The organism is Oscillospiraceae bacterium (assembly GCA_034925865.1).
Classification (GTDB): domain Bacteria; phylum Bacillota; class Clostridia; order Oscillospirales; family SIG627; genus SIG704.
The window spans coordinates 120768-140920 of record JAYFRN010000007.1 but is presented as its reverse complement, the minus strand read 5'-3'; the positions used below and the strand labels follow the sequence as shown (position 1 = coordinate 140920).

General features: G+C 44.0%; 17 protein-coding genes. 14 read left to right on the top strand and 3 right to left on the bottom strand.

Going from position 1 to position 20153, the window contains the following annotated elements; genetic code table 11:
- Nucleotides 1-125: 125 nt before the first annotated feature.
- Both VB118_04565 and yunB read right to left on the bottom strand, forming a co-directional pair.
- Nucleotides 126-338, bottom strand: coding sequence for a hypothetical protein (locus VB118_04565; GenBank protein MEA4831876.1), 213 nt, complete (start codon nt 336-338; stop codon nt 126-128).
- 651 nt (nt 339-989) lie between these two features.
- Complete coding sequence (gene yunB / locus VB118_04560) at nt 990-1691, bottom strand: sporulation protein YunB (protein ID MEA4831875.1); 702 nt, start codon at nt 1689-1691, stop codon at nt 990-992.
- Nucleotides 1692-1833: 142 nt separating this feature from the next.
- Here yunB and secA point away from each other — a divergent pair, with 142 nt between their 5' ends.
- From secA to VB118_04540, 4 genes are all read left to right on the top strand, one after another.
- On the top strand, nt 1834-4593 hold the full coding sequence (secA, locus tag VB118_04555) for a preprotein translocase subunit SecA (protein ID MEA4831874.1): 2760 nt from the start codon (nt 1834-1836) through the stop codon (nt 4591-4593).
- On the top strand, nt 4593-5162 hold the full coding sequence (locus VB118_04550; GenBank protein ID MEA4831873.1) for a hypothetical protein: 570 nt from the start codon (nt 4593-4595) through the stop codon (nt 5160-5162). The genes secA and VB118_04550 overlap by 1 nt, the downstream gene beginning before the upstream one ends.
- A gap of 363 nt (nt 5163-5525) precedes the next feature.
- Entirely contained in the window at nt 5526-6812 is a 1287-nt protein-coding gene (locus tag VB118_04545) for a hypothetical protein (protein MEA4831872.1), read from the top strand.
- Between the two features lie 39 nt (nt 6813-6851).
- Complete coding sequence (locus tag VB118_04540) at nt 6852-7826, top strand: DUF624 domain-containing protein (protein ID MEA4831871.1); 975 nt, start codon at nt 6852-6854, stop codon at nt 7824-7826.
- Between the two features lie 4 nt (nt 7827-7830).
- On the opposite strand, the gene VB118_04535 is transcribed toward VB118_04540, so the two are convergent.
- A complete protein-coding gene (locus VB118_04535) occupies nt 7831-7980 on the bottom strand; it encodes a hypothetical protein (GenBank protein ID MEA4831870.1) in 150 nt (49 codons plus the stop codon).
- A gap of 200 nt (nt 7981-8180) precedes the next feature.
- Between VB118_04535 and rimM the strand changes: the two genes are divergently transcribed.
- From rimM to VB118_04485, 10 genes are all read left to right on the top strand, one after another.
- A complete protein-coding gene (gene rimM, locus VB118_04530; protein MEA4831869.1) occupies nt 8181-8693 on the top strand; it encodes a ribosome maturation factor RimM in 513 nt (170 codons plus the stop codon).
- A gap of 19 nt (nt 8694-8712) precedes the next feature.
- Nucleotides 8713-10131 carry a neutral/alkaline non-lysosomal ceramidase N-terminal domain-containing protein gene (locus tag VB118_04525; GenBank protein ID MEA4831868.1) on the top strand — a complete coding sequence of 473 codons (1419 nt, stop codon included), beginning with the start codon at nt 8713-8715 and terminating at the stop codon, nt 10129-10131.
- The gene (gene trmD, locus VB118_04520; GenBank protein MEA4831867.1) at nt 10132-10860 is read left to right on the top strand and encodes a tRNA (guanosine(37)-N1)-methyltransferase TrmD; all 729 of its coding nucleotides are present in this window, start codon (nt 10132-10134) and stop codon (nt 10858-10860) included.
- 2 nt (nt 10861-10862) lie between these two features.
- On the top strand, nt 10863-12443 hold the full coding sequence (locus tag VB118_04515; protein ID MEA4831866.1) for a lipid II flippase MurJ: 1581 nt from the start codon (nt 10863-10865) through the stop codon (nt 12441-12443).
- A complete protein-coding gene (locus VB118_04510) occupies nt 12440-14362 on the top strand; it encodes an O-antigen ligase family protein (GenBank protein ID MEA4831865.1) in 1923 nt (640 codons plus the stop codon). Before VB118_04515 ends, VB118_04510 begins: the two co-directional genes overlap by 4 nt.
- 18 nt (nt 14363-14380) lie before the next feature.
- Nucleotides 14381-14896, top strand: a complete 516-nt coding sequence (locus VB118_04505) for a DUF4330 domain-containing protein (GenBank protein ID MEA4831864.1) — start codon at nt 14381-14383, stop codon at nt 14894-14896.
- 119 nt (nt 14897-15015) lie between these two features.
- On the top strand, nt 15016-15540 hold the full coding sequence (locus VB118_04500) for a DUF4330 family protein (protein ID MEA4831863.1): 525 nt from the start codon (nt 15016-15018) through the stop codon (nt 15538-15540).
- Nucleotides 15541-15746: 206 nt separating this feature from the next.
- Nucleotides 15747-16010 carry an HPr family phosphocarrier protein gene (locus VB118_04495; GenBank protein MEA4831862.1) on the top strand — a complete coding sequence of 88 codons (264 nt, stop codon included), beginning with the start codon at nt 15747-15749 and terminating at the stop codon, nt 16008-16010.
- Between the two features lie 95 nt (nt 16011-16105).
- Nucleotides 16106-17974, top strand: coding sequence for an excinuclease ABC subunit UvrC (gene uvrC / locus VB118_04490; GenBank protein ID MEA4831861.1), 1869 nt, complete (start codon nt 16106-16108; stop codon nt 17972-17974).
- A 394-nt stretch (nt 17975-18368) separates the two neighbouring features.
- Complete coding sequence (locus VB118_04485; GenBank protein MEA4831860.1) at nt 18369-20120, top strand: helix-turn-helix transcriptional regulator; 1752 nt, start codon at nt 18369-18371, stop codon at nt 20118-20120.
- The last annotated feature ends 33 nt before the right edge of the window (nt 20121-20153 follow it).

Genomic DNA, 20153 nt, shown 5'->3' with positions numbered 1-20153 from the left:
CGGTTTCGTAAGGATTTGCACATGCAAGAAGAACCATACACATAAACAAAAGTATTGATATAAGCTTTATATATTTCATTGCTTAACCTCTTTCCAATATAATAATAAGATTATCAGTAGATTTATTATTTATATGCTAGGACTTGGATTAAATGTTGATTTTTTACTTCATATACTATGTAATTACCTCTTGAAGAAGAAAAACCATAATCAGATATAATGCTTTCAGCCACAGGATAAATTGGAGTGTTACCATATGGTGAATTTGTTATATCAATTCCTGAATGAAAACCTCTCTCTCCGTTTTTCAATCTTGAACCATATCCGGATGTCAGCATATAATTTGATGCTGCCGCACCGTTGACCTATGGATGATTCCACCCCAAAGCCATGTAGTATGATCAAAATCTGGCTTTGTGAATTCGAATATCCATTTTTGATTATTTGTGGGAGAATTACACGTAATAGTTTTGAAATTTAGACGCGATTGATTCTATATATATAAACGTAAAAAACAGACCGATAGGTGTCAACTTTTTAAAAATATTTTTTGAAATATTCAAATGTTTTTTTATAAGCAGCTTTGCATAGAAAAAGCTTCATAATAAATATGTTCATATTACTATTGCCATATTATCACCAATGGCAACTTATGTCAACAACTATTTTGTTGTATTCGGAGGTTATAATATAATTATTTATTACATAACGAGAAATCAGGCTTTATTACGATTGCATATATACTCTATATAATAAGCGCAGTCAGCAATGCAATGCGTAAAAACAGCATCCCGAACCGCGATGCGGTTCGGGATGCTACGGTGCTTCGTTTAATTATTCCGGTAGTGGTTAAGTCACAGAAGCTTTGATTTCTTCCATATAGTATTATTCCAAACATAAAACCAATGTTTCTTTCATCAGTAAGCTCTTCCCTTATTATAAGGCGACTTGTATTTTATACTTTTTTCACTCCGGTATACAGGGTTATATCATTTATTGAGTTTGTCCTCTGCGTTATAATCGTTTATCAATCCGGGAATAGTACTATCCGAGGTTATGACTTGCGTAAAGGATTCGGGCACTTCTCCCACTATGACCGTTTCGGCGATACAGACGCTGCTTACGACATCGGTCGATACCGTGCTTGTCGGAAGGATCACAGACACGGACAGCGACACGCGCAGCATGATCTGATGGCGCGTCTGATTGATCCCGGCTTCGGTGAATACGTTTGTGATTTCCGCCGCGGCGCTTCCGGCAGGGAGCAGCTTTATCCTGATACCCGGCCCTTTGCCGGAAAAGAATTCACCGTTGAGAATACTTCCGAGCGGAATGACAAGCTCTGGTGACTGAATATTGTTGAGTCGCTTTTGAATTTCAAGGGATATTTTGCTTTTCAATATATTAAGCTTTACTATGTTTGTGGTAAGCGCGCTGATTCGTCCGTTATTATCTTTCTCAAAATGTATGATATCGTCATATGTAATTCCATCGGCGTCGATCACCTCATACACGGATTCGCCCATAACCGTAATTGCAACGCTCCGTGCGCGCGCAAGAGCCAATTCGGAGGCAACAGGACGAAGCCTCAGCTCCGTATAGATAAACAGAATTGAAGCGGCAGTAGTTATAAGCAGCACATACGCGAAAAATTTTCTCGACCTTCTGTTTTTGGCGATATATCTTTTCATAGTTATATGATATGTAAAAATCAAAAAAATAAGGAGCTTTTAATAAAAATTATACAAAGTTTACATTTTTAGCTTGCGGATGAACTTTTCGGTGTTATAATATATTTTGTGTAATTATACATCCAATTTTCCGGAGGAACAAATGAGCATTATCACAAAAGTATTCGGCACTCACAGCCAAAATGAAATAAAGCGCATAATACCCACTGTTAATAAAATAGAAGCTCTCTCAGACAAATATAAAAGCATGAGCGACGCGGAGCTTAAAAAGCAGACAGCAATATTGAAATCACGCCTTGCCGCGGGCGAAACTACCGACGACATTCTTCCTGACGCTTTTGCCGTTGTCCGCGAGGCCGCCGGCAGAGTTCTCGGCATGAGGCATTTCCGTGTACAGCTTATAGGCGGAATAGTTCTGCATCAGGGAAGGATCGCGGAAATGAAGACAGGCGAAGGAAAAACGCTTGCCGCAACGCTTCCCGCTTATCTGAACGCGCTCACCGAAAAAGGCGTGCATATTGTTACAGTGAACGATTATCTTGCCAGACGCGACAGCGAATGGATGGGAAAAATATATAACTATCTGGGGCTGTCGGTAGGCCTCGTGGTACACGGCGGCGACCGCGCCGAAAAGCAAGCCGCATACAACGCCGACATAACATATGGAACAAATAACGAATACGGCTTCGATTATCTGCGCGATAATATGGTTGTATATAAAAACCAGATGGTTCAGCGCGGACATGCGTTTGCGATAGTGGATGAAGTCGACAGTATACTTATAGATGAAGCGCGCACTCCGCTTATAATTTCAGGCGAAGGCGACGACTCTACGCCGCTTTACGGCGCGGCAGACATTTTCGCAAAAAAGCTGAAGCAGTTCAGAATCAAGGAAATTGATGCAAAGCAATCTGACGAAGACATCGACGCCGATTATATCGTAGACGAAAAAGCCCGAACAGCCGTATTGACGCAGAAGGGCATCGATAAGTCAGAAAAGCATTTCGGAATAGAAAACCTCGGTTCGCCCGAAAATGCAACGCTTTCCCATCATATAAATCAGGCGATAAAAGCCGTAGGCGTTATGAAACGCGATATTGATTATGTCGTCAAGGACGGCGAGGTCATTATTGTCGATGCCTTTACCGGACGATTGATGCTCGGACGCAGATATTCCGACGGACTGCATCAGGCAATTGAGGCAAAAGAGGGCGTTAAGGTAGAAAAAGAATCAAAAACTCTCGCCACAATCACATTTCAGAATTATTTCAGACTGTACGGAAAGCTTTCTGGCATGACCGGTACCGCTCTTACTGAAGAAAACGAATTCAGAGAGATATACGCGCTGGATGTAATAGAAATTCCTACAAACAAACCTATGATACGCGACGACCGTCCAGACAGGGTATATAAAACTGTTGATGGAAAATACCGTGCAATCATTGAAGAAATCAAAGCCGCCCACTCCAAGGGGCAGCCTGTCCTTGTCGGCACCGTTTCGATAGAAAAGAGCGAAGTGTTGAGCAAGCTGCTTTCAAAGGAAGGCATCGAGCATAATGTGCTGAACGCGAAGCAACACACAAAGGAAGCTGAAATAGTCGCACAAGCCGGAAAATACGGCGCGGTGACAATTTCGACAAACATGGCCGGAAGAGGAACGGATATCCGGCTCGGCGGAAACCCGGAATACATGGCAAAATCCGAGCTGAGGAAGGAAGGCGTGGAGGACGAGCTTCTTACCCTTTCCGACAGCTATTTTGAAACCAGTGATGAAAGCATATTGGACGCAAGGCGCAGATTTGCCGATAAAGAAGCCAAATTCAAGGCGGAGATCGAACCTGAAGCGGAAAAAGTAAAAGCGGCCGGAGGGCTGTATATAATCGGAACAGAGCGTCATGAATCACGCCGCATAGACAACCAGCTCCGCGGGCGAAGCGGACGTCAGGGCGATGCGGGAGCATCGGTATTCTTCCTTTCGTTTGAAGATGATCTGCTGAGGCTTTTCGGAAGCGATCGGATGATAAGCATGGTAAATACCCTCGGTCTTGACGAGGATACGCCCATCGACGCAAAAATAATTTCCAACTCAATAGAATCCGCTCAAAAACGTCTTGAAGGCACGAACTTTACCCGCCGTAAAAACGTCCTGATGTACGATGATGTCATGAACCAGCAGCGCAACATAATTTATAAACAGCGCCGGGATGTACTTGACGGAGCAAACCTCAGAGACACCATTATGGAAATGCTCGGATCTCTCATCGAATCAAGCGTACAAGCTTATTGTTCTTCCGATGTTCCGGATGAATGGAATTTCGAAGCGCTGCGCGCGCAGTTTATAAATACCCTTACAACCGCGGACGATTTTAAATACGACCAGAATTCCATCGGCAAGCTCAGTAAAGAAGATATTGTGAAAATGCTGACCGAGCGCGCTCATAAACGCTATTCCGAAAAAGAAACAATTTTTGATGAAACGATCGGCACTGACACCTTCCGCGAAGTTGAACGAATGGTGCTTTTAAGAAATGTCGACAGCAAATGGATGGATCATATCGACGCAATGAGCGACCTTATGGACAGCATCGGACTTCAGGCATACGGACAGCGGAATCCGATTACCGAATATAAGATCGAAGGCTCTCAGATGTTTGACGAAATGGTCGACGCGATACGAACCGACACGGTCATGCAGCTGTTAAACGTCATGCCGCGCCGTGAGATCAAACGCACACAGGTTCTGAAAGTTACAGGCGAGTCTCATGGAGACGATTCCGAACCTGTCAAGAAAAAGCCCGCGAAAGCTGCTGCAGGTAAAGTCGGCAGGAATGACCCGTGCCCGTGCGGAAGCGGTAAAAAGTATAAAAAATGCTGCGGAGCCGGAAACAAGGATTCTGAATAATGGGCTTCGGTCTTCTTCTCATCGGATACATGTTCCTCGCTTCGTTTTCCGTGGCTTTCGGCACGGATTCGAAGATGACATTCGATATTTTCCCGGACATTATCGCATGGTCGATGATGCTTTTGGGACTCAATAAGCTTTCTCCTTATTCCGATAAGCTCAGGCTCGCAAGATACGCGGCAATATTCATGATTCCGGTATCATTGTATACGATGCTTGATAATTTTCGCCTGTTTGGATTTTTCGGTTCGTTCGGACAGATCATTAATAATATAATCGGCTACGTGACTGTCGCAGTAATGCTTATATATCATTATCTGCTTCTGTTCGGGATACGAGATATCGCGTTGACATGCTCCGGTCAGAAACGCTTTTGCGACAAGCTTAAATTCGGATTTGCCCTTACGGGAGTATATTACGGAGTATATCTCGCTGTGACAATAGCAGGCAGCTTTTATCCCGCGGTATACGGTTACGGCACCCCGCTCGTCTCGCTTTTTGGAGTGGCATGGATAATTACAAACGTGCTTCTTATCTTCGAAGCATTCAGAAAAATTATACTTGATTAAATCCGAGGCTCCGCTTAAGGACCCTTTTGGGAAAAGGGTCCTTAAGAATCCCCTAAAACTCATTTGGATTTAATATTGAGTTTTTGAAATTATAACCCTTTTAGGAAAAGGCTCCTTAAGAATCCCCTTAAACTCATTTAAATTTAATATTGAGTTTTTAAAAAATCGTTTTCACGATACAATTCCGGGAACAGCGTCACGAATTTGACCCTTTTGGGAAAAGGCTCCTTAAGAATCCCCTAAAACTCGTAATCAATAATGAGCTTTTTGCGGGTTCGGGGACTTTTTCCCGAAAAAGTCTCCCGGCAGGGGTTTGGGGACAGCGTCCCCAAATATATAAAATCAAAACAAAGGACGGACAAAATGGGTTTTGGCGCAGTATTCGCCGGATTATTATTTTTAATGAATCCGACCGTAAATATTATAGACCCTCTGCCCGATTTTATCGGCTGTATAATTATTTATAAAGCACTAATGAAGCTTTCGCTGATGGAACCGCGTATTTATGAAGCCCGCAAAACCGTAAAATGGCTTGCTCTGTCCTCCGTTTCGAAAATGGTGGCTGTCGTGCTCGTACAGCTTATGTGCTTGACTTCTCTGGAAAAAGCAAACGCACTGCTTTTATGCACCTTTTCTTTTGCCGTCATAGAAACATGGCTGATTATAAAGTTCTTTACTTCCCTTTACAGCGGTTATTCATATCTTGCGACAAGATACAGCTTCAACACAGTCATGGATGCTTCTGCGGAAACGAAATTCTTTATAATTATCTTTTTCGTAGCAAAAAATATACTTGCTTTTATTCCGGAATTCATGAATCTTTTCGATCCTCGCATAACAAACCAGTTTTCGGAGAGCGTGCAGTCAGATATCAAGCGTTTTGTTTTCTCACAGAATCTGACGATCATGCTCTGTTTTGTGCTGGGAATGGCTATTTTCATTCCGGCGGTCGTATATGTGAGAAAGTTTTTCCGGTTATGTACCCGCGAAAATGGTTTTTCGTCTGCGCTGCAGAAGACATTTGATGCCGAAATTGCACCGGATGAAAGGCTGTGGATCAAGGTGAACCTGAACAACGCTTTTGCGTTGATGCCGCTGGCGTTTTTTTTCCTTCTCAATGTCTATATTGACAAGGTGAGCATTATACCTAATTTCATATTTTTCTTTCTTGCCGCTGCCGCAGTTTATTTTCTTAATAAGATCGACGGAAAAACAGCGTCAGGATTCATGGCGCTGTCAGTCATGCTGCTGGGATCGGCGGTTTCACTGTGCGCTTATATATACAGGTTTTATTGTGTCGGAAAGCTCGCCGCGGATTTCAACATATTATTCAGATATCAGCCGCTATCCGCCGTTCTTTCTGCTGCTGAACAGGTGTTCATAATCGCCTCTGTTGCCCTGCTCGGTATGCGTATGGTATCGGCGCTTGGCTTTCTGCGCGAAAGCTCAAAGGAAGCAGCAAAACCCGCTGCGATATCTCTTTCGATATTCACCGTTTTTCTCTCTATCTTCGGGTTTATCGGTTATGCTTTTCCTGACCTCAGCGCCGTTTATTCGGCGGTAGGTCTTATAATCAGTATCTTTTGGTATATAAATGCTCTCAAGACCGTGTTTTCTCTTTCGGACGAACTCGGATGGCAGTATAAATAAACTAAAATTCAAAAAGATCTAAACCGGAGGAAATTCATCGTGGCAAAGCTATTCAAAGGACTGGTCGACTACTCTAAGCCCGGAGCTGGCGTAAAAAAAGACAAAAATGATAAAAGATTCACCTTTACAAACTTCTTTCCGGTGCTCGGCAGACGGTTTTGGAAGCTCGTAAGCATGAACCTGTTGTATGTCTTCTTCAATTTTCCTGTTTTTTTCGGCCTTCTGGGGCTTTCCGGAAACTTTGACATACCGTTTAACACACCGGCAAAAATGTTTTATCCGATCCTCTATGGAGCAGGGCTTTATTCCAAAGGGCCGGCTTATTACGCTCTCATGGGTGTTCACGGCTTTATGATCGAATCCGGATATCCGAGCGCAACGACAAGGATACTTTACTATCTGACGCTGCTGGTTCTGTTGACTTTCGGGATGGCCAATGTCGGCATGGCGTATGTCACACGGAATTTCGCCAAAGAAGAACACGCGGATGTAGGGTCCGATTTTTTCCTTACAATAAAGAAAAACTTTTTCCAGGGACTGCTTCTCGGAATTGTCGATATAGCATTATTATCGGTTATTAGCTTCGATCTGTATTATTTCTATTATATGCAGAGCATCGGCTTCGGAATGCAGCTAATGTTTTACGTTTCGATAGGACTCGGATTCATATATGCGGCAATGAGATTCTATATGTATATCATCCTTGTAACCTTTAAGCTCAACACATATAAAATAATTAAAAACTCATTCATTTTCGCACTTCTGGGAATCAAACGCAATCTGCTCGCGTTTATAGGCATACTTCTTACAATCAGCATTAATTACTTTTTCTATATGATGTTCCCACCGATCGGAGTAGTAATGCCGTTTATAATCACCTTTTCACTTTGCGCTTTCATATCCGCATACGCCGTATACCCTATAATTAAAAAATATATGATCATTCCTTATTATCCCGACGCCGATAAGCAGCCTGAATCCGATGTGGAACCTGTTTTTGTCGACAGAGGCTGAGAGCTCAGCAACATCTTAAAAACAAGATTCCCGCCGTTACAATAACTATCGCCTCAAGTACCACAAGGACACACTGTGGCAGAAAAAAAGCGATCAATATTCCAAGCCCGAAGGCCGATACCGCTATGCCCCATATCTTCTCGATGTTTTTCATATGAACAGCTCCTTTATGTGCGGAATGTACGTTTATATCCGCTTCATTCCGCGGAATGTACGTTTATATCCGCCTCATTCCATTGTATGCCGCAGCCTCGGAGCAAGTGACAGTTTTTCACGATTTTTAATAAAAACATAGGATATTATCTAAAAGCTATAATCGAATTATCGATTTTTATAAGAAAGGGAAAAATATCAATGATAAAACAGTACCTTGAAGCCGGAAGAATTGTCAACACTCACGGGCTGTCAGGAGAAGTCAAAGTCGAGCATTGGTGCGACTCGGCCGAAACGGCACTCGCTATCAAGCAGTTTTTTCTCGACGATAGAGGCATTGAGGCTCTGGACGTGGTCAACTCGCGTCAGCAGGGGACGCTTCTGCTGATCAGCTTTGATAAAATTGATCACGTAGACAAAGCAATGGCATTAAAAAACAAAACACTTTATGCGGACAGAAAAAATATTCCCATTCCTGACGGAGCTGTATTCATAAGCGATATTCTCGGCCTTGAGGTCATAGATGCCGCGACCGGAAAAATCTATGGAAAGCTGACTGATGTTTTTAATAAAGGAGCCAATGATGTATATGAAATCAAAAGCGGAGAAAAAACATATTTGTTTCCCGCGGTAAAGGAATTCATAGCGAAAATCGATACATCCGCCGGCATTTTTATTTCTCCGCCCAAAGGCATTTTTGATTCTGAAATATAAGGAAAGGCATTATATAACAATGAAAAAAAGTGTAATTGCCGCGGTGCTGGCTGCCGCTGCGCTTCTTGTTTCCTCATCCGTTTCATTTTCAGCATGCAATATTCCGGAGAAAATTTCCTCTGGCACTGATACAATGAGCTCGGTATTTACTCAGGATAAATCATTGATGAAAATCGGAGCGGCCTCCGTATGCACGAATCCGACGGTGCCGATACACCTGACAGGCTTTGGAAATATTGATAGAAAATATCTCGGAGTACACGACGATATAGAAATGGACGCTGTCGCTTTCGAATGTGAAGGAAAGCGAAGCGTTATTGTCGCCGCCGATACGCTCGGATGGGATAAGGGCCTCACGGACCAGCTCCGTGAAAGAATTGAAAAAGAATTGGGTGTTGATAAAAACGCCCTGATGTTCAATGCCAGCCATACGCATTCCGCTCCGAATACGCTCACGAATACACACGGGCTCGGCGGATATGTGAAGGAATATTCGGACTGGTTTTACGAAACCGCGTTTCAGACTGTAAAGGCCGCGCTCGACGACCTTGAAGAAGGCGCGATTTATATCGGAGAAAGCCCCGCAAAATTTGTTTCAATAAACCGCCGACTGATAAAGGGCGGAGTCTGTTATTGGCAGCCGTGGGACGCGGGCCCCCGCAACGACAATGTCATGGTCATAAAAGCGGTATGCAATGATAAGGTCAAAGCTGTGCTTTTTAATTTTGCATGTCATCCGAGCACTATGAACGGTGATTATATTACAGCTGATTATGTGGGATACGCCAGAAATTATATAGAGAAAAAAATCCCCGGCACCACCGCGGTGTTCATTCAAGGCTGTGGCGGAGATCTTAAAACACGCGCTTTAACCGAAGATGGAAGCGCGTTCAAGGTTTCATATGAGGGCGCCGAAGCCTGCGGCAGCAGACTGGGCAGCTCCGTCGTCGCTTTGTGCAACGGCAAAGCAGGTGATATGACCTGTCTTGACGGCTCTGTATCGGCAAAAGTCGCACGTTTCACAATCCCTCTTCAGGAAAACAAGACGACAAAGGCACAATACCTCTCGCTGTCTAAATCCTCCACAGGCGTGCTGCCGGAGGTATACACTTGGTTTTACGAAAATTATGAAAGCCTGCCGACGGAAATTCCGTATTCAATTCAACGCATAGATTTCGGCGATAAATTCACGATATTCGCGCTGGAAGGCGAAGCAGTCGTCGAATATGACGCGCTTTTCAAGGCGCTGCTCCCCGACCGTAAGGTCATGGTGGCCGGATATTCAAACGGGGAAATCGGATACATATGCACAACTCATATGTACGCAGAAGGCGGATATGAACCGGACGGAAGCACGATCTATTATGGTATACCGCAGGGCTTTGTTCCGGAAATTGAATCTATTATAATGCAAAAGGCTTCGGAGCTTTGCGAATAAATGCGATTTGACATAATGACACTCTTCCCGGAAATGATGGATACAATTTTTTCACAATCTATCATCGGACGTGCAAGAAGCTCGGGATATATAGAAATAAACTGTTATAACATAAGAGACTATTCGACAGATAAGCATCGAAAGGTCGACGATACCCCGTACGGAGGCGGACGCGGAATGCTCATGGCGCCTGAGCCCATATACAATTGCTACGCCGCAATAACCGAAAGCCTGGGATACAAGCCATATACGGTCTACCTGTCTCCGAAAGGTCGCCTGTTCGATCAAAACACCGCCGCGCAGCTCAAGGAAAAGGGTCACGTGATCCTGCTCTGCGGACATTATGAAGGCGTGGACGAACGGATCATTGAGGAAATCGTCGACGAGGAAATATCAATAGGTAATTATGTCCTGACGGGAGGCGAGCTTCCCGCCGCGGTCGTTGTGGACTGTGTTTCCCGTCTTGTCGACAAGGTGCTGCCCGCTGACGAATGTTTTACAGACGAAAGCATTTATTCCGGACTGCTTGAATACCCTCAGTATACTCGTCCTCCCATATTTCACGGAAAAGCCGTCCCGGAGGTGCTTTCCTCCGGCAATCACGCCCGGATCGCCAAATGGCGGCACGAACAGGCCGTGCGTCTCACTCTTGATAAGCGCCCGGATTTGATATGCAATAATATGGGAACAGAAGTTGATATAAAACCCGAAAGGCATGAAAAAACATAAGCATGAAACGTTCTGCTGTAAAAACAGTTTCCGTAATGGTCGCCGCAACGGCGTTTTCAAAGCTGCTCGGAATGCTCCGCGGGATTCTTCTCGCATCTCACTACGGAACCTCTCCGGAAGCAACCGCTTTTTCAGCGGCCTCCCGTATTCCGCTTTCTTTTTTTGATATCCTTTTCGGTTCGGCAATACTCGGATGTTTCATCCCGGTATACAACAGCCTTGTTTCTGCCGCAGACGAGCGCAGATTTGACGAAGCGGACAAATTTGCCGGTATATACCTGAATTTTATCCTGTTGCTTACCGGAATTATAACAGCTCTGGGACTTATATTTGCGCGCGGCATGATTTCGATGCTCGCCTCCGGTCTTGATAAAACAACTTTTGAGCTGGCGGTACGGCTGTTCAGGATCATGCTGCCGCTGATAATGCTTGCAGGATCCGCCTATACTCTTGTCGGAGTCCTGCAGTCTCGCGGAGAATTCATCTTTCCCTCTTTGATCTCCTGCTTCTCCAATTCTTTTGTAATAATTTATTTTCTGTTTTTTGACCGTTCATTCGGAATTGCCGGGCTTGCGGCCGCCTATCTCGCGGCATGGGGCATTCAGCTCGTAACGCTTATTATTCCGCTTAAAAAGCGCGGCTTCAGGTTTTACGCGCTCTTTGATTTCGGCAATAAAGCCTTTCTCAAAGCCCTTAAAGCAACGCCCAAGGTCGTCGCCGGATCGTGGCTTATTCCATTTTCGCTTCTGATAGGGCTTGATTTTTCTCTGCGTTCCGGTACAGAGGGAGCTGTGCCGGCGTTTGAATACGCGACGACGCTTTTCATCATTGCGGCAGGCATACTCACATACGGTATTTGCAACTATTCCTTTCCGGAGATGTCGCGCCGCGCGGCAAACGAACACGCGGGAAACGCGGAAAACGTCGGCTTCAACGAGGCTGCGCGCGAAGCGTTGTTTGTGTCACTTCTTATCACTCTTCCTGTATTATGCGCCATGACAGTACTCTCTCCAAACATTACGGCCGTTATATATATGCGCGGCAGCTTTGATGTAAATTCGTGCAGGCTTGTGGCGGCGGCTCTTAAGGCGGTTTCGACCGCGATACCGGCTTTCGCCGTGTGCGAAGTCATGTCACGCAGCTTTTATGCGCTCGGAAAAAACTCTGTCCCAGCCACCGCCGCTCTTTCGGGAATCGTGTCCGACTTTCTGCTGTCGTATCTTTTCGTTTCGATATTAAAGCTCGGTCCATCCTCCGCCGCCGCCGCGATGTCATGCGGATTATGGGTTTCGGCGCTGGTCATGCTTTGCTGCGCCGGAAGCATCAAGGGCTTTTTCAAAACACGGGACGCACTCTGGACCGCCAAAGCAGCCGTGTCGGCCGTATTATCCTATGCCGTAATGAATTTGACAGTTGTTTTAATAGGCGCGGATGCCTTCACCTGCGGATTCTGGAAAAACGCAGGCGTTTGCGCGGCCGTATTCATACCCGGCGCGGCGGTATACGCCGTTTCTCTGATTATCATCCGCGAACCTTATTCGCAGGCATTTCTGAATTCAAAATCCGGGAGGAAAAAAGCATGAAATTACGCGACGGCAATTCATTGATCCGAAGCTGCCGTGAAAGCATAATCATCGGATATCTGATGGTATTTTGCAATTTCTTATCAAAAAACGCGCGCAGCTCTTTTATTGTACAGATATTTACCCGCTACGACGAAGCAGAAACGAAATTAAAAAGCAGTATATTGTTCTCTCTGTTTTCCCGCTTTTTCAACCGCTCCGCTTCAAAGCTGACCATTAAAAACAAGATATCACGTCCTGTTGAGGACAGCCTATTCATGCATCTGTACAGAAACGCCGTTAACTGTTTGCTGTCCGCAAATATGAAGTCGGTCGGGATCGGAGTGTTCTTTTTCGGAATAACCACGACATCAGTATATATTTTACAGAGATACTTTTTAAAACTTGATGCTTCGTATACTCCGCTTGTTATCGGTATAACGCTCATGGCTTCTGCGATTCCTGTTATCATTTCGCGTTCAACACTCTGTTCGGCTATATCGGAAAGCCGGATCGCCGGAGGGCTTTTATTCGGGGCGTTTGGGTTCATACCGATGGAAATTATGAAAACTCCGGATCAATCAAATCGCAGAGTTCTTCGCGGCCTGATTTATCCCTTTTTCGGCCTTTTTCTTGGCGCGTTGACATATTTCATCAATCCGCTTTATATAATCGCCGCGCTGGCCGCTTTTACCGCGTTTTTAATGGTCATGTACAAGCCGGAATTCGGATGTCTCGCGCTGGCCGTTATACTTCCGTTTTCACCGACGATGGGGCTGGCGGCTCTTATAATACTTACCGGGATATCATTTACACTGAAGCTGATCCGCGGAAAACGTACCATAAAATTCGATTTAAGCGACTGTTTTATATTGTTCTTTGCGGTACTGATATTATTCGGCGGGTTTGTTTCAGCCGATGTTTCCGGAAGCATCAAGCCGGCGCTGCTGCGCTTTCTGTTCATATTGTCATATTTCTTGGTTGTCAATCTAATAAAAACGTCGCGCCTTGCGAAGCAAATGCTGTCGCTATTCATTTTTTCAATGGCACTTACATCTCTTTACGGCATATATCAAAACTTTTTCGGAGCGGAAGACACGACCTGGATTGATGCGGAAATGTTCTCCGATATATCTCGCAGAGTTGTGTCGACCTTTGAAAATCCGAATGTGTTCGCTCAATATCTCGTTCTTCTTATGCCCATTGTTTTTGCTCTTCTTATTTCTCGTAAAAACTTTTTCTCTAAGGCTTCGCTGTTTCTTATATTCTGCGCTTCCGGTGCGGCTCTCATATACACATGGTCACGCGGGGCATGGCTTGGCTTTGTAATAGCGATGCTCATATATTTCCTGCTCGCATTTAAAAACACCATTTTAATATATATTATCGGTCTGCTTTCACTGCCATTTATTTCAATGGTTTTACCTTCATCAATAATAAGCCGGTTTCAAAGTATCGGTAATCTGAAGGATACCTCCACAAGCTACCGTGTCAGTATATGGAAAGCCGTCGTTAATATGATCAGTGATTACTTCACATCCGGTATAGGAGTGGGCGAGGGCGCTTTTTCAAAGGTTTATCCGAAATATTCGCTGGCCGGGATTGAGGCCGCTCCTCACAGCCACAACGTATACCTGCAGATCACGACTGAAATAGGGCTGATCGGTCTGATCGTGTTTATATTGGCGATATACTTTATATTAAAACAGACGCTTTCATATTGCCGGGACGCCGCCTCGTCATCGGACACAGCGATGCGAAGCCTGTATCCGGCCGTTGTCGGAACAGTATCCGGTATTTTAGGGTTTCTCGCGGTGGGGCTCACCGATTATATATTTTATAACTACAGAGTTTTTCTTATATTCTTTGTGTTATGCGGCTTCGCTGTGGCCTGCGCAAAAAGCGCGAAGCGCGAACGCACTGAGATCAATAATTATTGACAGGAGGATTTTTATATCATGGAGCAAACAAAATCGGGCAGGCAGTATTCATTCAATATTGTAGACGCGCTATTAATCGTTGTAGTGCTCTGCATCATCGCCGGAGGAATATATTTTTTCGTAATACGTAAAACAAACGGAACAGAGGCCGTGAGACTTGAATATACGCTTGAAATACCGATACAGAAAAAGGAATTTGACGGAGCGGTCAAAACAGGAGACATGCTCATAAATACAGTCGCTAAGGACATTATCGGTACGGTCGTAGCTGTTAAATATGAAAATGCAACCAGCGCAACAACTAATTTGAATGACGGGACTATGCATGTCGTCCAATACCCCGAAGGCGTGTATTCAAAGCTTATTATGACCATTCGCAGCGACGCAAAACGTGAAAATGGAATGTTATATATTCAAACCGTAAATATTGCTGTCGGTAAATCCATCAGTTTCAGAACACAGGCATATATTGGCACGGCTCTTTGCACGGGGGTCAGAGAAATTGATACACAAACAAAAGCAATTTCAAAATAAATGACTGATAACAGATTGGACAATCAGCAATTATTGCCTATGCGGTTTAAACTACTATTTAGGCAAGCCGGAACCGATAATAAATTAAATTACAGTCCGGCAGAAAGGCATGGTAATACATGAACGAACAACCGAATATAATCAAGCATCACTTTAACATAATCGATTTTCTTATTATTGTACTCATTGCCGCGTCCGGAATTTCCATTCTCCTTCGTACCGACATAGCTGAGAGAATAGGCGGAGATCAGAAGGAAGTCACTGTTGAATATAAATTCGTTATAGAGGGAATACGTGATACCTCTTCCGTATATCTCGTTCCCGGTACGGAGCTTATGATCCAGTCAGATAATTCAAACGCCGGATCAATAATTTCGTCTGAATACCATCCGGCTACAGCTTATATTGCGCTTGCCGATGGTACCATCACAAAAACCGAGATTCCTGAGCGTATAGACGTAACCGGAACTGCCCTAGTAAAAGTAAGGAAAAACGAAAAGAATGAGTATTATTTACCCAATTCAATGTTTCTAAGTCCGGGTCGCGAGATTTACTGTCAGACAGATTCATTGGTAGTTATGCTTACCGTTCTCTCAGTCAATGAAATCGCCGAAACACAGCCTCCGGCAACTACAAACGGCTGAATTTATGATGGCAATTAATTAAATTTTATAAAATTAACAATTATTTTCTGAATTTCCTATTGCTTTTTTTCTGTGCGCTTGATATAATATTTGAAACAGGTTTATCAGGTATTATAATGCAGTATGTATTGGATGCCGTTTCCGCCCGATGGCAGACGGCATTATATTCATTATCCAAATCATGTGCGAAAGGCATGGTCATTAGTATGATCTCCAAAGATGTTACTGTAAATAACAATGTCGGGCTGCATGCCCGCCCCGCCACATATTTCATACAAAAAGCTAATACATACAAAAGCTCAATATGGATTGAATGCGGTGACCGCCGCGCAAACGCAAAAAGTCTGCTCGGTGTCCTTTCCCTTGGAATATCCAAAGGCGCGCAGGTGTTGATCATCGCCGACGGCACAGACGAGGCCGACGCTATTGACGGACTCGCCAACCTTATTCTTACAGGGTTCAACGACTGAATTCATCAATTGAATTTAATTTCAATTATTGAAATCAAATCTATTATTTTTGTTGCCGCCTTTGACAAATCGGTCAAAGGCGGTATTATGTTATTATGAAACAAATATCAACTGACAACGGTATAGCCGGGCTTTACGAAGCCGCGAAACAGCTTCCCTTGAAACCGGGAATATATATGCATTTCGACAGCTGCGGACATATTATATATGTCGGCAAATCAAAGCTGCTTAAAAACCGTGTCTCATCCTATTTTCAATCAATTGAGACACACGGTGTAAAGACAAAAAAACTTGTTTCGGAAATAGCAAAATTTGAGTATATAGTCACAAACACTGAAGCCGAAGCGCTTATTCTTGAAAACGAGCTTATAAAGCTTCATAATCCAAAATATAATATCAAGCTTAAAGACGGCAAGAATTATCCGTATCTTGTCCTTAATGTCGGAGATAAATACCCACGCCTTTCACTCTCAAGGCGCAGGGATGCCGTCAGTCGGAATGTCGCGCTGTATTTCGGGCCTTACAGCAGCTCTAAAACCGTTTACTCAATAATAGACGCCGCCAAATCAATTTTCAGACTTCCCTCCTGCGAAAAGGTTTTCCCGAGAGATATCGGAAAAACACGGCCATGTCTTTATAAGCATCTCGGAAGATGCATCGGAGTCTGTACCGGCGAAGTATCAGAAGAGGAATATCGCGCCGTGATCAACAAGCTCATCATGTTCCTGCGCGATGATTATACCTCAGTGGCAAATGAAATGAAGTCGGAAATGGAAAAAGCCGCGGAGGAATTGAAATTTGAACACGCGGCAAGGCTCAGAGACATGATTGAGGCTTTAAAAAGCCTTAAAAGCCGTCAGAAGATCGTCGGCTCACCAGAGCTTGACGCGGATATTTTTGGCCTTTACTGTGATAATGTATCGTCAGTCGTCTCGCTGCTCGCGGTGCGCGGCGGAAGAATCTGCGATATGACATCATACGAATTCGGAGCGGACGAAATCCTCGATCCCGAAAGCTTTTCATCGTTTCTGGTCAGTCTTTATAAAACACGCGAATTTATACCTCAGAAAATATTCGCGGATGCCTCGCTGTTCGATGAAAGCGACAAGCTGACATCGGAGATGCTATCTGAAACGGCGGGGCATTCCGTTAGAGTACTCGTGCCGGAACGCGGAGATAACCGCGCATTATGCTCTCTTGCGTGTGAAAACGCAAAGGAATACGCGGAAAACAAGCGCAAGGCCGCGGCACGGGATGACGAGACGCTTTTAAACCTCGCTCAGCTTTTGCATCTGGGGGTGATACCGGAACGCATTGAGGCGTACGATATATCAAACAGCGGAAATCAAGCCGTTACTGCGGGAATGATCGTCTGCAAAAACGGGCGTTTTCTGAAAAGAGCATACCGCAGCTTTGGAATATCCACGGACGGAATGCCGGATGATTACGCCGCTATGAGCCAAGCTCTTGAGCGCAGGATAAAGCGCGCCGCCGACGGAGACGATGCGTTTCTCCCGCTTCCCGATCTCATACTTGTGGATGGCGGAAAAGGCCATGTGGCATGCGCTCTCAAAGTCCTCAGAGCCGCCGGGCAAGATATACCTGTATACGGTATGGTAAAAGACGATTTTCATAAGACAAGATGTCTTACTGACGGAGAAAACGATATTTCCATCGCAAACCATACGCAGATATTCCGCTTTATTTACGGAATTCAAGAAGAAGTTCACCGCTTCTCGCTTTCACGAATGGATACAAAGCGGCGCAAATCAGTAAAAACCTCTTCTCTTACCGTTATAAACGGTATCGGCGAAGCAAAGTCAAAAGCGCTCCTTGCCCATTTCGGCTCGCTTAAGGGCATCAAGGAGGCATCCGAAGAGGCGCTGTCACGCGTAAAAGGAGTCAATAAAGCTGACGCGGAAAATATATTCGCGCATTTCAATCCGACAATAAAAAAAGATTAAGGGCGTTTTATTAATTCGGCAATTAAGTAATCCTTGTCTTGATAAAGAAAAGGCCATATACCAAAGCCTTTTCTCTCTTTGAGCGGTAATTATTTAATCGCCGAGTTAATAATAATGAACATTAAGTATCCCGGAAAACTTTCCGTTATGATTTACTTGAGTGCTATGAGCTTCCGAAACACCGTATTTTCGCATTGTTGTAAAAGTAATCTATTTCTGTATGGATTGTATATACATCGACATTGATGATATTACACTTGGTGGCGATTTATATAAAACAACCTACGGTTGAGTTTTTATTTTTCCAAATTTAAACTTTGATACATTCCGCTTTCCGATTAGTGTATGTATAATGAGTTTATCAGCTGATAAATAAATGTAAGGGGTTAATTTTATGGATACAATAAAAATAGGGAAACAGATTGCATCGCTACGGAAAGAACGTGGATATACGCAGGAAAGCCTTGCCGAGATATTGAGTATCAGTCCGCAAGCGGTATCAAAATGGGAGAACGGTCACGCGTTACCAGAAACCGCATTGCTTCCTAATCTTGCAAAAGCTCTCGACACAAGCATTGACTCTATATTGACAGACAGCAATATTCAAGTTTTATCCGCATTTTACGGCGATGGTATAGAGAGCCATAATGTAGCGAAGCGCTTGAATAAGTTCATACAAAACGATACCTTAGATATTGAGGTTAACGCTCTTTCTCTCGCTTGTCCGCTGGATTACAACCGCCCAAAGTTTTTAATAATTAAATATCAGATACAGCAGGATATTTTTTATACATTTGCGGGAGAAAACGAGCACCTTACCATCAATCTTAACAACAAAGGATACAAGGCTGGCAAGGGAATTGAAATCATCGCGGCATCCTATGGTACGGCTAAGGCGAAATACAATGTAATGAATAAAATTGAGCATTACAGGGTGTTTAAATGGAACGAATATCATGCCAACCACGAAACCTTCCCTAGTGACCCAACAAATGACGACAAGGATTATCTTACTTTTGTATATTTAAACGGCGACGGCATTCATTCAGTCACTTGCGAGGAAGGTGAAAGTATTGCTTATAATTCCGAAAAAACGGAGTTGTTCCGCAAACAAACGTCAGGTGAGTATTTTATATCCGGTGTTCCCCTCCTGCCGGAATTCGGGAAAGGGATGGAATGCTCATGGGCGGCAGCGCTAACTGCTGCACTTGCAGCGATGAATATTAAAACAACTTATGAACAGGTTATGGGCGTATCTGGAGCTTGTTATCGGCTTGCGTTCTGTTCTCCGGGATGGGATTACAGTTCAGTGGACGGTCTTGTCGCCTACGACTATGCGACGCCTGCATATAAAGCATTTGGATTTACCCCAAAGTTTGCCAACAGGATTGAAAAAGAAACGCGGGCGGAAGAACGTAAGTACATAGTAAATGAATTACGGCATAACATGCCCGTGTTGGGTATCAATCTGCGAGTAGCCCCCGAATGGGGTGTGATATGCGGTTATAAGGAAAATGGCGCGGACTTATTCTGCCGCACAAAATATGATCCTGCGATTCTTAATTCCGCTGATTATGAAAAAGGGAAGTACAACCCATTTGACTATCTTTTTGTTGATAATTGGCCGTTTATCATCACCTATTTTGCTGATATGACGACACCGCCGTCCGTTAAAGATAATTTAATAAACTCATTGCGTGTATTTGCAGACTGCTCAAAGCAGGAGAGTTGCAGGGGTTACACTATGGGATTTAAGGCATATGATGTTTGGCGAAAAGACCTACTGGATGAAGAATGGTATAAAAACAATGATGATGAGCAACTTGCCCGACGCTTTTCGGTCAATCAATTCTGTTCTCTTTCGTTGTATGATGCGAGGAAATCGGCTTATATTTATCTTTCGGACAACCAAAACCTTCTGCCGGAGAAGACTGACAACATGGATCGGATCATAAAACAATTCTCTGTTATTTCTGAAAAGGCTGAGAAAATTCATATACTGCTTGACAGCGGCGAATATCTCGAAGGCGCAAGAACACGCAAATTCTGGACAAAGGAAATGAGGATACAGCAAGCTGAATTGCTTTCAGAGATGCAGGAATTAGAATATAGCACTATAGACTTGGCGAAGGAAATAGTAAAATGAATACCTCTTTTACTAATAATATAGAACGAACTT